The 13467-nt window shown below is 60.6% G+C and carries 13 protein-coding genes and 2 pseudogenes; 8 read left to right on the top strand and 7 right to left on the bottom strand.

The window, feature by feature from the left end; genetic code table 11:
• Nucleotides 1-38: 38 nt before the first annotated feature.
• Together J1D76_RS17220 and purU are read right to left on the bottom strand one after the other, a co-directional pair.
• On the bottom strand, nucleotides 39-233 hold the full coding sequence (locus J1D76_RS17220) for a hypothetical protein (protein WP_421139445.1): 195 nt from the start codon (nucleotides 231-233) through the stop codon (nucleotides 39-41).
• Nucleotides 234-319: 86 nt separating this feature from the next.
• The gene (gene purU / locus J1D76_RS17215; RefSeq protein WP_421139444.1) at nucleotides 320-1168 is read right to left on the bottom strand and encodes a formyltetrahydrofolate deformylase; all 849 of its coding nucleotides are present in this window, start codon (nucleotides 1166-1168) and stop codon (nucleotides 320-322) included.
• A 338-nt stretch (nucleotides 1169-1506) separates the two neighbouring features.
• Here purU and mvaT point away from each other — a divergent pair, with 338 nt between their 5' ends.
• Complete coding sequence (gene mvaT, locus J1D76_RS17210) at nucleotides 1507-1884, top strand: histone-like nucleoid-structuring protein MvaT (RefSeq protein ID WP_007986150.1); 378 nt, start codon at nucleotides 1507-1509, stop codon at nucleotides 1882-1884.
• A 100-nt stretch (nucleotides 1885-1984) separates the two neighbouring features.
• Here mvaT and sbcB read toward each other — a convergent pair whose 3' ends face one another.
• Complete coding sequence (gene sbcB / locus J1D76_RS17205) at nucleotides 1985-3415, bottom strand: exodeoxyribonuclease I (RefSeq protein WP_421139443.1); 1431 nt, start codon at nucleotides 3413-3415, stop codon at nucleotides 1985-1987.
• Nucleotides 3416-3602: 187 nt separating this feature from the next.
• Between sbcB and J1D76_RS17200 the strand changes: the two genes are divergently transcribed.
• Genes J1D76_RS17200 through J1D76_RS17175 form a run of 6 tightly spaced genes read left to right on the top strand, consistent with a single transcriptional unit; the run spans nucleotide 3603 to nucleotide 10319 of the window.
• Nucleotides 3603-4328 carry an RDD family protein gene (locus J1D76_RS17200; protein WP_421139442.1) on the top strand — a complete coding sequence of 242 codons (726 nt, stop codon included), beginning with the start codon at nucleotides 3603-3605 and terminating at the stop codon, nucleotides 4326-4328.
• On the top strand, nucleotides 4325-5302 hold the full coding sequence (locus J1D76_RS17195) for a stage II sporulation protein M (RefSeq protein WP_421139441.1): 978 nt from the start codon (nucleotides 4325-4327) through the stop codon (nucleotides 5300-5302). The genes J1D76_RS17200 and J1D76_RS17195 overlap by 4 nt, the downstream gene beginning before the upstream one ends.
• Nucleotides 5289-6833, top strand: a complete 1545-nt coding sequence (locus tag J1D76_RS17190; protein WP_421139440.1) for a DUF4129 domain-containing protein — start codon at nucleotides 5289-5291, stop codon at nucleotides 6831-6833. The genes J1D76_RS17195 and J1D76_RS17190 overlap by 14 nt, the downstream gene beginning before the upstream one ends.
• Complete coding sequence (locus J1D76_RS17185; RefSeq protein ID WP_421139439.1) at nucleotides 6830-7993, top strand: DUF4350 domain-containing protein; 1164 nt, start codon at nucleotides 6830-6832, stop codon at nucleotides 7991-7993. The genes J1D76_RS17190 and J1D76_RS17185 overlap by 4 nt, the downstream gene beginning before the upstream one ends.
• A complete protein-coding gene (locus J1D76_RS17180) occupies nucleotides 7990-8994 on the top strand; it encodes an AAA family ATPase (protein WP_421139438.1) in 1005 nt (334 codons plus the stop codon). The genes J1D76_RS17185 and J1D76_RS17180 overlap by 4 nt, the downstream gene beginning before the upstream one ends.
• The gene (locus J1D76_RS17175) at nucleotides 8991-10319 is read left to right on the top strand and encodes a DUF58 domain-containing protein (RefSeq protein ID WP_421139437.1); all 1329 of its coding nucleotides are present in this window, start codon (nucleotides 8991-8993) and stop codon (nucleotides 10317-10319) included. The genes J1D76_RS17180 and J1D76_RS17175 overlap by 4 nt, the downstream gene beginning before the upstream one ends.
• Before the next feature lie 37 nt (nucleotides 10320-10356).
• Here the strand turns inward: J1D76_RS17175 and J1D76_RS17170 are convergent, their stop codons facing one another.
• Together J1D76_RS17170 and J1D76_RS17165 are read right to left on the bottom strand one after the other, a co-directional pair.
• Nucleotides 10357-10716 carry a PilZ domain-containing protein gene (locus J1D76_RS17170; protein WP_421139436.1) on the bottom strand — a complete coding sequence of 120 codons (360 nt, stop codon included), beginning with the start codon at nucleotides 10714-10716 and terminating at the stop codon, nucleotides 10357-10359.
• A gap of 232 nt (nucleotides 10717-10948) precedes the next feature.
• On the bottom strand, nucleotides 10949-11332 hold the full coding sequence (locus tag J1D76_RS17165; protein ID WP_421139435.1) for a tetratricopeptide repeat protein: 384 nt from the start codon (nucleotides 11330-11332) through the stop codon (nucleotides 10949-10951).
• 173 nt (nucleotides 11333-11505) lie between these two features.
• Here J1D76_RS17165 and pyk point away from each other — a divergent pair, with 173 nt between their 5' ends.
• Nucleotides 11506-12957, top strand: coding sequence for a pyruvate kinase (gene pyk / locus J1D76_RS17160; RefSeq protein ID WP_421139434.1), 1452 nt, complete (start codon nucleotides 11506-11508; stop codon nucleotides 12955-12957).
• Nucleotides 12958-13163: 206 nt separating this feature from the next.
• Here the strand turns inward: pyk and J1D76_RS17155 are convergent.
• Nucleotides 13164-13361: pseudogene (locus J1D76_RS17155) on the bottom strand (enoyl-CoA hydratase); the annotation flags it as partial.
• Nucleotides 13350-13463 (bottom strand): annotated as a pseudogene (locus J1D76_RS17150) (enoyl-CoA hydratase); the annotation flags it as partial. The pseudogenes J1D76_RS17150 and J1D76_RS17155, both read right to left, overlap by 12 nt.
• Nucleotides 13464-13467 lie beyond the last annotated feature (4 nt).

Here is a 13467-nt window from a genome sequence, read left to right as displayed (position 1 = left end):
GCTCCTACAAGAGAACTACCGTTTGGTGAAACAAGGTATTAAGGGCGCGTCATCGGCAAGTCGGGCTCTGCAGGGGCTTGAGCTTCGGCGGTAATTTCTTCCCATAGTTCGGCCGCACCGGGAAACTCAGTGCCATCTTCAGGCCCCATGTCCTCGGGGTCGTAGCGGCTCAGGCAGCCCTCGCCCAGCGTGGCGGGCGCCCTGGAGGTGGCTTTGTCGAGTGAATCGGCCATGGTCTTGTCCTCGGTGCAGAAACGGCGAAGGGCCTGAAGCGATTGAACGCCCAGGCCCTTCGAATTTCAACTGCAACGATCGTCGATCAGAAAACGACCGTCTTGTTGCCGTGCACCAGCACGCGATCTTCCAGGTGATAGCGCAGGCCACGAGCCAGCACCATCTTCTCGACGTCACGGCCAAAACGCACCATGTCCTCGATGCTGTCGCTGTGGCTGACGCGGACCACGTCCTGCTCGATGATCGGGCCGGCGTCCAGCTCTTCGGTCACGTAGTGGCAGGTCGCGCCAATCAACTTCACGCCACGCAGGGACGCCTGGTGATACGGCTTGGCGCCGACGAACGACGGCAGGAAGCTGTGGTGAATGTTGATGACCTTGTGCGCGTACGCGGTGCACAGTTCCGGCGGCAGGATTTGCATGTAGCGGGCCAGCACCACCACTTCGGCATCGTGATGCTTGACCAGGCGCGACACTTCGGCGAAGGCCGGTTGTTTATCCTGCGGATTGACCGGGACGTGGTAGTACGGGATACCGTGCCATTCCACCATGCTGCGCAAGTCGTCATGGTTGGAAATCACGCAGGAAATTTCGCAGTCCAGTTCATCGCTGTGCCAGCGGTGCAGCAAGTCGGCCAGGCAATGCGATTCGCGGCTGGCCATCAACACCACGCGTTTCTTCTGTGCGGTATCGGTGATGCGCCAGTCCATCGAGAACTCTTCGGCGATCGGGGCAAAGGCTTCGCGAAACGCTTCGATACCAAAGGGCAGCGAATCGGCACGAATTTCGTGCCGCATGAAGAACCAGCCACTGAGATTGTCCGAGTGATGGCTCGCTTCAGTGATCCAGCCGTTGTGGGATGCCAGAAAGTTACTGACTTTGGCAACGATGCCAACACGGTCCGGGCAAGAAATCACCAGACGAAAAGTGCGCATGAGGGGGAAACTCCAGAACTTCGCAAAGGCCGCCATTCTAGCGATTGCGCAGCAAAACTGCAGTATTGTTGACGCGGGCCCCTGCCGGAAGGTCGCCGGGCCATGCCGGGCAGCGCCGATACCCGTTCGCACGGTGGCGTTAGCCCGGCGCCATTCATTTGTTAATTTATGTATATCTGTCAGACCGGGACGACACTAATAACTGCATAACCAATGTGCGCCAATTTATCGAAGCTAAATAAAATAAAACCCGGCTTAAATGTTTACTTGATGAAACACCGTGACTATTATTGCGGCACTGTCACCTGCCATCCAGCGCACAACATAAGGTAGTCCCCATGTCACTGATCAACGAATATCGCGCCACCGAAGAAGCTATCAAAGAGCTGCAAGCCCGTTTGAAGAACCTGTCCCAAGACGACAAACTGCAAACCGAGCTGGAATTCGAAGGCAAACTGCGCACCCTGATGGGCGAATACTCCAAGTCCCTGCGTGACATCATCGCGCTGTTGGACCCTGAGTCCAAGACCAAAGCACCTCGCGGCGCGGCAGTAAAAACTACCGGCACCAAGCGTGCTCGCAAAGTTAAACAATACAAAAACCCGCACAACGGCGAAGTCATCGAAACCAAAGGTGGCAACCACAAGACTCTGAAAGAGTGGAAAGCCAAGTGGGGCGGCGACGTGGTGGAAGGCTGGGCTACCCTGTTGGGCTAAGCCTCAGCGCTTGTCGCAGACGGATCCGTGACAAAAAAATAACGCCAGCAAATGCTGGCGTTTTTTTATGCCCGCAGATTAAGCACGGGCATGTTCGATTTCAAAGACTCAATCGCTGGCGCAATCCCTGGACATAAACCTGCCATTCGTTGAGCACCCCTTGCTGAAACGCAGTAGCACTAACGCTCAACTGGGCCGCGGCCTCTAGAAAACTTTCCAGGGTATTGGGCGCACCCCATTCGGGATCTGACAAACGTTTCTGACAGAATATTCGCCAGCGTTCTTGCTCTTGCACATTCAACGTTTCGGGAAAGTTGCGTGCGCGATATCGAAACAACAGTTCGGGCAAACGTTCGTCATCGAACGGCCATTGCTCTTGGGCCAATTGCATCGGATCAACGCTTCTGACTTGTTCACACAATCGCCGATCACGGTCACCGATAAACCCGTCGTATAACTGTTGCTCCGGATCCTCGCTCGGAGAAAAATCTTCGCGGGCATACATCGCCAGGATTTTATCCTGCCAAACTTGCTGCGCGTCATTTAGTCGCGAAACCCGCTGCTGATACAGCGCCATATCCAGCCCCAGGCGTTGCTGGTCCTCTTTGCGAAGTACCGACAACGGCGCCACCACCGGGCACTTGTTGATGTGAATCAGCTTCAACGGCACCGGCAATTCACCCTCGGCCAGTTCTTCACGACGGGTGTACAAGCGTTGGCGCAAGGTCTCGGCGTCCAGGTCGAGCAGCCCCTGAGGGTCGAGGTGCAGGTCACAGACAATCAACGCGTTCTTGTTGCGCGGGTGCCAGGCCAGCGGCAATACCACCCCGACAAAGTTTCGCGCCGCAGAAAAGCGCCCGGAGACATGCACCAGGGGTTGCATCAGGCGTATCTGGTCCATGACTTTTTGCTTGCTGCGCAGTTGAAACAACCAGTCATAGAGCTTTGGCTGTTTCTCCCGGATGAGGCGCGCCAGGGCAATCGTCGCGCGAACGTCCGAGAGTGCTTCGTGGGCATTGCCATGATCGATGCCATTGGCCGCGGTCAGGCGTTCCAGCTTGAGCGTGACCCGCCCCTCGTCATCGGTCGGCCAGGACAGGCCATCGGGACGCAGGGCATAGGCGGCGCGCACCACATCGATCAGGTCCCAGCGGCTATTGCCGCCCTGCCACTCTCGCGCATAAGGGTCGAAAAAGTTTCGGTAAAGGCTGTAACGGGTCATCTCGTCGTCGAAGCGCAAGGTGTTGTACCCCGCGCCGCAAGTGCCCGGTGCGGCGAGTTGCGCATGCACCCGGGTCATGAAATCGGCTTCGCTCAAGCCGTGCGTTTGCAATTGTCCAGGGGTGATGCCGGTGATCGCGCAGGCGACCGGATGCGGCAGGATGTCCTCACTGGGCTGGCAAAACAGATTGACCGGCTCGTCGATTTCATTGAGATCGAAGTCGGTGCGCAGGCCGGCCATTTGCAACGGACGGTCGCAACGGGGATTGATGCCAGTGGTTTCGTAGTCGTACCAGAAGATGGAGGTCACGGGCGATTCCTGAACTGAAGATCGGCGAAGTCTAGGCGTTCAACGTACGCGGCGGCCAGTGGTCTTGTCATTCAAGCACCTTGCGCGACTCAACCTGCAATACATAGTTATGTCGTTTCCTTGGGCATTGGCTGCTAGCATCGGATGGACACAGAATCCCGACTCCGGCCACATCATCAGGTTGCCCATGCTCGAGACCACAGCACTGCCAGGGAATGCACCGCTGTCACCGCCACTGGATACGCGGTATCACGTCGAAACGCCGGAAGGCGTCGACCTGCCACTGCGCCCGGCCGGGTTGATGATCCGTGCGCTGGCGTTCACCGTCGACCTGGGTGTGCGCGGCCTGATCCTGGGCGTGCTGTTCATAGGCCTGGCGATGTTCGGCAAACTGGGTGCCGGGCTTGGCTCGCTCCTGCTGTTCGTTATCAGCTGGTGGTACATGGTGCTGTTCGAGGTGCTGAACCAGGGTCGTTCGCCGGGCAAGCAATGGCTGGGACTGCGCGTGGTGCACGACGATGGCACTCCGGTCGGCTGGTCTGCTTCGTTGCTGCGCAACCTGTTGCGCGTTGTCGATATCCTGCCATTCGGTTATTTCCTCGGGGCCGTCAGTTGCCTGCAACATCCTCATTTCAAGCGTCTTGGTGACCTCGCCGCCGGGACGCTGGTGATCTACCGCGAACACCCGCGCAGCCGCCCCGAACTTCCCGAAGCCCTGCCCCGCCGCCCGGCCTTTGTCCTCGCACTCGCGGAACAGCGCGCCATCCTCGGCTTTGCCGAACGCCAGTGCGAACTCTCGCCGGCACGGGTTGATGAACTGGCTGCAATTCTCGCCCAACCGTTGCAAGTCCCAGCCTCGCAGGCCGTGACCGAGCTCAACGGCATCGCCCGCGGCTTGCTGGGGCCGACATGAAGCAACGTCTTTTTGAAAGTCGGCACCAGGCCGAATGGGAGCGTTTCTCCCAACAGCTCGATCAGTTGGAACGAAACAGCAAAGCCCTCGACGCCGGCAGTTTCCCGAAAGACTACCGACGCCTCTGCCAGCACCTGGCACTGGCACGGGAGCGTGGCTACAGCAGTTTCCTGATCGACGCCTTGCAGCAACAAGTGCTGCGCGGACACCAACAGCTTTACCGCCACCGCAGCCGTTTAGGCGCCAGTGTGCTGGCCTTTATCCTGGCCGATTTCCCGCGACTGGTGCGTGAACAATGGCGCTTCGTGCTCGCCGCCAGCCTGATGTTCTTTGGCAGCCTGGCCGGTTTCGCGCTGCTGGTCTACCTGTTCCCGGACCTGGTCTACAACCTGCTCCCCGCCGAACAGGTCAGCGAGATGCAAAGTATGTACGATCCCGTCGCCGGTCACCTGGGGCGCACGGCGCAACGGGCGGCCAGCGAAAACTGGGTGATGTTCGGCTACTACATCATGCACAACATCGGCATTGCGTTTCAGACCTTCGCCAGCGGTTTGCTGTTTGGCCTGGGCAGTGTGTTTTTCCTGATTTTCAACGGCCTGATGATTGGCGCGGTGGCCGGGCACCTGACCTACGTCGGCTACGGGCAAACCTTCTGGTCGTTCGTGATCGGACATGGCGCTTTCGAACTCAGCGCCATCGCCCTGGCCGGTGCCGCCGGCCTGAAGCTGGGCTGGGCGTTGATCGCGCCGGGGCGCCTGCCGCGTGCCGAAGCCTTGCGCCTGGCGGCGCGCAAGAGCGTGTTGCTGATTTGCGGGGTCATGCTGTTTTTGTTGATCGCTGCGTTTATCGAAGCCTACTGGTCGTCCATGACTGGCCCTACGCACCAGACCAAATACCTGGTCGGCGCGACGCTCTGGGTGCTGGTGGCGGTTTACCTGTTTTTTGCCGGACGACAGCGCCATGCGCCTGAGTGACGCCACGGTGGTGATTCGGCCACGCTCGACCTGGGAAGCCATGGACCTCGGCGTGCTGCTGAGCCAGCGGCACCGACGGCTGCTGATGACCAGTTGGGCGCTGGTGACCCTGCCGGTGTTCGTACTGCTCAGTTGGATATTCTGGGATTCACCGTCCCTCGCGGTGTTCATTTTCTGGTGGCTGAAACCGGCGTTCGAACGCCTGCCGCTGTACATCCTGTCCAAAGCCATGTTCGGCGAAACGCCCACGCTCAAGCAGGCCCTGCAGCAATGGCCGCGCCTGCTCAAACCGCAACTGTTGGCCAGCCTGACCTGGCGACGCCTGAGCCTGCACCGCAGTTTCGTGATGCCGGTGATGCAGCTCGAAGGGCTCGACGGCGCACCACGCCAGCAACGTTTGCAAGTGCTGTTGCAGCGAGACGCCGGTGCCGCCAGTTGGCTGACGATCATTGGCGCGCACCTGGAAGGCGCGTTGTGGATCGGTTTGATGGTGCTGTTCTATCTGCTGCTGCCCCAGCAGGTCGCAATCGACTGGAGCTGGCAAACGCTGATTTCTGCGGCGTCCCAGGACTGGCGTTGGCTGGAACACCTGACCAATGCCTTTTACGCGTTGGTGCTGGTGATCTGGGAACCGATCTATGTCGCCTGCGGTTTCAGCCTTTACCTGAACCGGCGCACCGTACTGGAGGCCTGGGATATCGAACTGGTGTTCCGCCGCCTGCGCCAGCGAATCGTCAGTGCAAGTGCTGTCCTGTTGCTGGCGGTGATCGTGCTGCTGCCGCCCCCGAACAGCGCGTGGGCCGCGCAACCGGCAATGTCACCCGACAGCCCGCGTCTGCTCGACCAACCCCTGACCAGCCAGGCGGCAAGGGACAGCATCAAGGCGATTGTCGAACAAGCGCCGTTCAAGAACCGGGAGACAGTGACGCGCTACCGCTTTGGCGACGACACGCCGAACACGGAAACCGCAGGCGATGGCCAGACACCGTCGTGGTTGAAGGCCCTGCTTAAACTGTTTGAAGGGCATCACTTCGGGGCCTTGGCGACGCTGATTGAAATTCTGTTGTGGGGTACCGTGATTGGCGCTGTCGGCCTGTTGATCTGGCGCTATCGCGACTGGTTGCAGGCGTTCGTCAGCCGCCGACCGTCGCTCAAGCCCAAAGCGATACGACCGTTGCCGCAGCAGGCATTCGGCCTGGACCTCAAGCCCGAATCCCTGCCCGCCGACATCGCCAGCCACGCCGAACGCCTCTGGCAAACCCAACCACGCGAAGCCCTTGGCTTGCTCTATCGCGCCCTGCTCAGCCGCCTGCTGCACGATTTCAACATCGCACTCAAGGCCGCCGACACCGAAGGGCAAGTGCTGCATCGTGTCGAGTTGCTGCAACAGCCAGCCCTGCTGGCGTACAGCCAAAACCTGACCGGGCACTGGCAAGACATGGCCTATGGTCATCGCCTGCCGCCGGCTCAAGTGCAGCAGCAACTGTGTAACGGCTGGCGTGCTCTGTTCGGCCCGGAGACCATCCTTTGAGTCGGCGCTGGGGTTCGGTGGTCGGTGCATTGCTCGCCGCGTTGGTGATTGCGCTGAGTGTTTATCTGTATCTGAAGGCATCGCCTTACCAGACCGACATCGACCACGGCCCGTCCCCCGAAGCCAATGCCAACCCGTATCTGGCGGCGGAGCTCTTTTTGCGCAAGCAGGGCCTGAACGTCGGTCATGCCAATGGCCTGGACATCCTGCCCAGCCTCGACCCGCATCAACACAGCCTGTTGTTGCTCGGCGACCGCTACAACATGACCCCTCGGCAGATCGACCAGGTGATGAACTGGACCCGGGCCGGTGGCCGGCTGCTGTTCGTCGCCGAGTCGCTCTGGAATGAAAAACTCGGCCATAGCAATGACCTGCTGCTCGATCGGGTGCAACTGCACCAGTCCCTAAGCAAAGACCTCAAGGATCCGCCGCCGGATGCTGGCGACGATCCCTATCCGCAACTGACCAAGCTCTACCTGGAAGACGAAGACGCCCCGGCCTATGCCGGTTTCGATACCGTGTTCCATCTCGAAGACCCGAAGAACCTCGCCCAGGCCTGGGCCAACAGCGCCCGGGCCACGCACATGATGCAGCTCGACTACGGGCTCGGTTCGATCATCGTGGTCACCGATGCCGACCTGTGGAAAACCCCGGCCATCGACCAATACGACAACGCCTGGCTGCTCTGGTACCTGACTGCCGACACCGGTGTAACGCTGATCTTCAACACCGTTCATGACAGCCTGGTGACCCTGCTCCTGCGCTATTTCCCCCAGGCGCTGGTGGCGTTGTTCGCGTTGATCGCCCTGGGTTGCTGGCACGCAAGCGTACGTCAGGGGCCGTTGCTGGAACCCGCCCCCAAGGCACGCCGGCAATTGCAGGAACACCTGCGCGCCAGTGCCGATTTCCTGTTGCGCCGCAACGGTCAGGCCGGTCTGCTGCAAGCCTTGCAGCAAGACATTCTGCGTCGCGTGCGACGGCGCCATCCTGGTTTTGAACAGCTCGCCGTCGCCGAGCAATGGCGGGTGCTGGCGCGCCTGACCGGCCAACCCACGCGTGCGATCAGCCAGGCCATGAGCCCGCGTGCGAAGCAACGACTGTCCAGCGCTGAATTCAGCCGTCAGGTCGCCCACCTGCAATCTTTGAGGAATGCCCTATGAGTGAATCCGTCGAGCCCGACGCAGCGCCGAACCATGCCGCTCAACAACGTCAGCGTGCCGGTCAGTTGGCCCAAGCCGTGCGCAAGGAACTGCAAAAAGCCGTGATCGGTCAGGACAGCGTGATCGACGACGTGTTGACCGCGCTGATCGCCGGCGGCCACGTGTTGCTCGAAGGCGTACCGGGGCTTGGCAAAACCCTGTTGGTGCGTGCCCTCGCCCGCTGCTTCGGCGGCGAATTCGCACGTATCCAGTTCACCCCGGACCTGATGCCCAGCGACGTCACCGGGCATGCGGTGTACGACTTGCAGACCGAGCAATTCAAACTGCGCAAAGGACCATTGTTCACCAACCTGCTGCTGGCCGACGAGATCAACCGTGCCCCGGCGAAAACCCAGGCGGCACTGCTCGAAGCCATGCAGGAACGGCAAGTCACCCTTGAGGGCCAACCGTTGCCGATTGCGCAACCGTTCATGGTGCTTGCCACGCAAAACCCGATCGAGCAGGAAGGCACCTACCCCCTGCCGGAGGCTGAACTGGACCGCTTCATGCTCAAGGTGCGCATGGATTACCCCGATGCCGAGCAAGAGCTGGACATGGTGCGCCAGGTCAGCCGTTCGACCCGGGCCGACATGCTCGATGTGCAACCGATGCGCACGTTATTGCAGGCCAAGGATGTGCTGGCCCTGCAACGCATCGCCAGTGACCTGGCACTGGACGACCAGGTGCTCGATTACGCCGTGCGCCTGGCGCGCTCCACCCGCAGCTGGCCAGGGCTGAGCCTCGGCGCCGGCCCACGGGCGTCCATCGCACTGGTGCGCTGTGCCCGTGCCCGGGCGTTGTTGCGCGGGGGTGAGTTCGTGACTCCGGATGACATCAAGGGCTGCGCCCTCGCCGTGCTGCGCCATCGCGTGCGTATGGCGCCGGAACTGGACATCGAAGGGCTGGAAGTGGATCAGGTGTTGCAACAGTTGCTCGATCAAGTGCCGGCGCCGCGCCTGTGAGACCTTCACGCCTGATGCTCGCCTGGCTGCTGATTCTGCTGGCCTGCGGCATCGTGTCTGGCACATTGCAAGTGCTGGGGGTCGCAGTCCCGGCGAACCTGATGGCGGTCAATTGGGGAATGCTCCTGGCATTGCTGGCCCTGGCACTGCTGGATGCAGTGCGGGTGAAACGCCTGTCTTCGCCGCGATTGATACGCCAGATGCCCGGTAGCCTGGCGCTGGGTCGATGGAGCGAAGTGCAACTGAGGGTCGAGCACGATTATTCACAACCACTAAAGGTACAAATCTTTGACCACGTACCACTGGGCCTGAGCTTCGAAAACCTGCCCCTGACGGTCGAATTGCAACCCGGCCAGTACAGTCAGACCGGATATCGCCTGCGCCCGCTCAAGCGCGGCCACTTCAGTTACCTGCGCTGCGAAATCATCCTGCCAAGCTCCTTGGGACTATGGTCCGACAGACGCCTGCTCGACCTGCCCGACACCACCCGCGTCTACCCCGACTTCGCCCGTCTCTATGAAGGGCAGTTACTCGCGGTGGACAACTGGCTCAGCCAGCTCGGTGTACGCCAGAAACAACGCCGTGGCCTGGGCCTGGAATTCCATCAATTGCGCGAATTTCGTGAGGGTGACAGCCTGCGCCAGATCGACTGGAAAGCCACCGCCCGCCAACGCACACCGATTGCCCGGGAGTATCAGGACGAACGCGACCAGCAGATCATCTTCATGCTCGACTGCGGCCGGCACATGCGCAGCCAGGACGATGAGCTGTCGCACTTCGATCACGCCCTCAACGCCTGTCTATTGCTCAGCTACGTCGCCCTGCGCCAGGGTGACGCAGTGGGCCTGTGTACTTTTGCCAACGAACAGCCGCGCTACCTTGCGCCGGTAAAAGGCACCAGCCATCTCAATACCCTGCTCAACACCGTCTATGACTTGAACAGCACTCAGCGCAGCGCCGACTATCAAGCCGCCGCCATGCAACTGCTGGCGCGGCAAAAACGCCGGGCACTGGTAGTACTGGTGACCAACCTGCGCGAAGAGGTCGACGATGAACTGCTCCCGGCCGTCCATCGCCTGAGCCAGCAGCACCAGGTGCTGGTCGCAAGCCTGCGCGAAGACGTGCTCGACACACTACGCCAGTCACCGGTGCAGACCTTGCCCGAGGCGCTGGCCTACTGCGGGACCGTGGATTACCTCAATTCACGCGCCGCACTCCATGAACGTTTGAACGCTCACGCAGTGTTGGTGATGGATACGCGGCCCGGTGAGTTGGGGGCCGAGTTGGTAACCCGTTACCTGGGCTGGAAACGGGCTGGCGTTTGAGCCTGTGCAATCACGAGTGGCTGGTTTTCCACTGGGTTCAAACCGAAGTCGGCAACGACTGAAAACTGAAGTACTGCCGCAATGCCTCCACCAGTTGTCCATACTCCGACGGCGCCTGTTGCAGGCTGAAACCGGCGTCGTAATGTTGGGGGGTCGCGTCTTCGTGGCACCAGAGGCAGCAGGCGTGCAAATCGATAAGGTGCTGGCCACCTTCGATGGCGGGAATCTTCAGGCGCAACTCAAAGTCCGCGCCGATCATCATCGGCAGCTGGCTGATCAGCATCAGCCCGTCGTCCGAGACATTGCCCAGATAGCCGATGGGTTTGCCGGTTATGCCATTGAATACCTTGAGGAAGTACGGCAGTTGATGCCGCTCGATTCGGCGGTCGGTGAACATGTGAAAATCGCTATGCCAGGCTCTTAAGCAGAGCCGCACTACTGCTTCGGAACGGGTCTGCCTTTAATCAGTGCCCGCTCTCCCCGCTCCCGGTGCGCCAGTCCTGTCAGCGCAACGTATTTGTAATGCCGGTCACGGGTATTGCCCCGACTCAGAGGCGAGGCTCTGCAACCGGTTTCCTCGACTATAGCTCACCACCGCCGGTGAGCCAGCGATGGAATGATGCCTGCCATCAGAACTGCGTCGGTTTTGCCGCCGCGGCACTGCGCGTCGGGTAATGACCCAGGCTCTCCAGGGTCTCGATGCGGGCTCGGGCGCGGTAGGCGTATTCGCTCTGTGGATAAGAGGCCATGATGAATTGATAAGTCTGGACCGCATCGATGTACATCTTCTGCCGTTCAAGGCACTGGCCGCGCATCATCGACACTTCCGGCCACACATAAGGCCGCGCCCGGCTGTCGCGCTCGACCTTGGACAATTCGAGCATCACCTGCTCGCAGTTGCCCCGGTCATAGGCGCTGTAGGCATTGTTCAGGTGATGGTTCATTGCCCAACGGGTGCATCCGGTAACGCTGAGGGCGCTGACGGCAAGGGCAGCAATGAGTACGAAACGCATGGGAAAATCTCCTGTCTTGAACGCTGTATCGACCCATGGTCGGAAATCTTCAGGCGGCCGGGATGCAAAGTTGCGGTGTTCAATAAAGAAAGCAATAAGTAGTGCAGACGAACAATGACTACAACTTCGCAGCATAGTAGCCTCACTCAGCGCTTGAACTCAGGAGTCTTTGCATGTCCGTCCGTCGTACCAAAATCGTTGCCACCCTTGGCCCGGCCAGTAACTCGCCGGAAGTTCTCGAACAGCTGATTCTGGCTGGCCTGGACGTCGCCCGCCTGAACTTCTCCCACGGCACCCCCGACGAGCACAAGGCTCGCGCGAAGCTGGTGCGTGAACTCGCTGCCAAGCACGGCCGCTTCGTCGCCCTGCTGGGTGACCTGCAAGGCCCGAAGATCCGTATCGCCAAATTCGCCAACAAGAAGATCGAGCTGAAGATCGGTGATCAATTCACCTTCTCCACCAGCCATCCGCTGACCGAAGGCAACCAGCAAGTGGTCGGCATCGACTACCCGGACCTGGTCAAGGACTGCGGCGTGGGCGACGAGCTGCTGCTCGACGACGGTCGCGTGGTAATGCGCGTCGATACCGCGACGGCCACCGAACTGAATTGCACCGTGACCATCGGCGGCCCGCTGTCGGACCACAAAGGCATCAACCGTCGCGGTGGCGGCCTGACCGCCCCGGCCCTGACTGAAAAAGACAAGGCCGACATCAAGCTCGCGGCGGAAATGGAAGTCGACTACCTGGCCGTCTCCTTCCCGCGTGACGCCGCCGACATGGAATACGCCCGTAAACTGCGCGACGAGGCCGGCGGCACTGCCTGGCTGGTGGCGAAGATCGAGCGCGCCGAAGCCGTGGCCGACGACGAAACCCTCGACGGCCTGATCAAGGCCTCCGACGCCGTGATGGTGGCCCGTGGTGACCTGGGCGTGGAAATCGGCGACGCCGAGCTGGTGGGCATCCAGAAGAAGATCATCCTGCACGCACGCCGCCACAACAAGGCAGTGATCGTTGCGACCCAGATGATGGAGTCGATGATCCAGAACCCGATGCCGACCCGCGCCGAAGTGTCCGACGTAGCCAACGCCGTGCTCGACTACACCGACGCCGTGATGCTCTCGGCTGAAAGTGCCGCTGGCCTGTACCCGCTGGAAGCCGTGCAAGCGATGGCGCGCATCTGCGTCGGCGCCGAAAAGCACCCGACCAGCAAGACCTCCAGCCACCGCATCGGCAAGGAATTCAGCCGCTGCGACGAAAGCATCGCGCTGGCGACCATGTACACCGCCAACCACTTCCCGGGCGTGAAGGCGATCATCGCCCTGACCGAAAGTGGCTACACCCCGCTGATCATGTCGCGTATCCGTTCCTCGGTGCCAATCTACGCGTTCACCCCACACCGTGAAGCCCAGGCTCGCGCGGCGATGTTCCGTGGCGTGTACACCATTCCGTTCGACCCGGCTTCGCTGGCACCGAACGAAGTGAGCCAGAAGGCGATCGACGAGCTGGTCAAGCGTGGCGTCGTGCAGAAAGGCGACTGGGTCATCCTGACCAAGGGCGACAGCTACCACACCACCGGTGGCACCAACGGCATGAAGATCCTGCACGTTGGCGACCCGATGGTCTGAGTGACCGCGCGCTGAAAAACAAAAGCCCCGCCATGTGAATGGCGGGGCTTTTTGCTTTCTGATCCGAGAGGTGTGTTGTCTGTTCCGGCTCTTCGCGGGCAAGCCCGCTCCTACAGGATTTTGCATTGGGCACACGTTTTGCGAACAACACCGACCACTGTGGGAGCGGGCTTGCCCACGATGGGGCCGACCCTGCCAACGCAAATTCAATGGCGCTTGATAAACCCGGTCAACGCTGCCAACGCCTCCGGCGAACGCAGCCGCTGGGTAAACAACGCCCCCTCCTCCTCAATCACCTTGCGCAATAGTTCCCGATCCGGTGCCTTCATCAATTGCTTGCTAATGCGCACCGCTTCCGGTGGCAGCGACTCAAAACGCAACGCCATTTCCCGCGCCTCGGCCAAATGGCTGTACATGGCGCGGGTCAGGGCGTTTTTCTTGTCCGGGCGATTCAGGCGCAGGGTAAGCAGGCCGCGCTCGCGTTCAATCTGGATGGCATCGGTCATGGCA

Origin of the sequence: Pseudomonas sp. NFX15, assembly GCF_049132105.1 — a bacterium.
Taxonomy (GTDB): Bacteria; Pseudomonadota; Gammaproteobacteria; order Pseudomonadales; family Pseudomonadaceae; genus Aquipseudomonas.
The sequence above is the reverse complement of the archived record's forward strand: the minus strand, read 5'-3'. Positions and strand labels throughout refer to the sequence as shown.

Bases quoted from the DNA above. Each gene is read 5' to 3' on its own strand.
- J1D76_RS17220 (WP_421139445.1), bottom strand. From the start codon at position 233: ATGGCCGATTCACTCGACAAAGCCACCTCCAGGGCGCCCGCCACGCTG.
- purU (WP_421139444.1), bottom strand. From the start codon at position 1,168: ATGCGCACTTTTCGTCTGGTGATTTCTTGCCCGGACCGTGTTGGCATC.
- mvaT (WP_007986150.1), top strand. From the start codon at position 1,507: ATGTCACTGATCAACGAATATCGCGCCACCGAAGAAGCTATCAAAGAG.
- J1D76_RS17200 (WP_421139442.1), top strand. From the start codon at position 3,603: ATGCTCGAGACCACAGCACTGCCAGGGAATGCACCGCTGTCACCGCCA.
- J1D76_RS17195 (WP_421139441.1), top strand. From the start codon at position 4,325: ATGAAGCAACGTCTTTTTGAAAGTCGGCACCAGGCCGAATGGGAGCGT.
- J1D76_RS17190 (WP_421139440.1), top strand. From the start codon at position 5,289: ATGCGCCTGAGTGACGCCACGGTGGTGATTCGGCCACGCTCGACCTGG.
- J1D76_RS17180 (WP_421139438.1), top strand. From the start codon at position 7,990: ATGAGTGAATCCGTCGAGCCCGACGCAGCGCCGAACCATGCCGCTCAA.
- J1D76_RS17170 (WP_421139436.1), bottom strand. From the start codon at position 10,716: ATGTTCACCGACCGCCGAATCGAGCGGCATCAACTGCCGTACTTCCTC.
- J1D76_RS17165 (WP_421139435.1), bottom strand. From the start codon at position 11,332: ATGCGTTTCGTACTCATTGCTGCCCTTGCCGTCAGCGCCCTCAGCGTT.
- pyk (WP_421139434.1), top strand. From the start codon at position 11,506: ATGTCCGTCCGTCGTACCAAAATCGTTGCCACCCTTGGCCCGGCCAGT.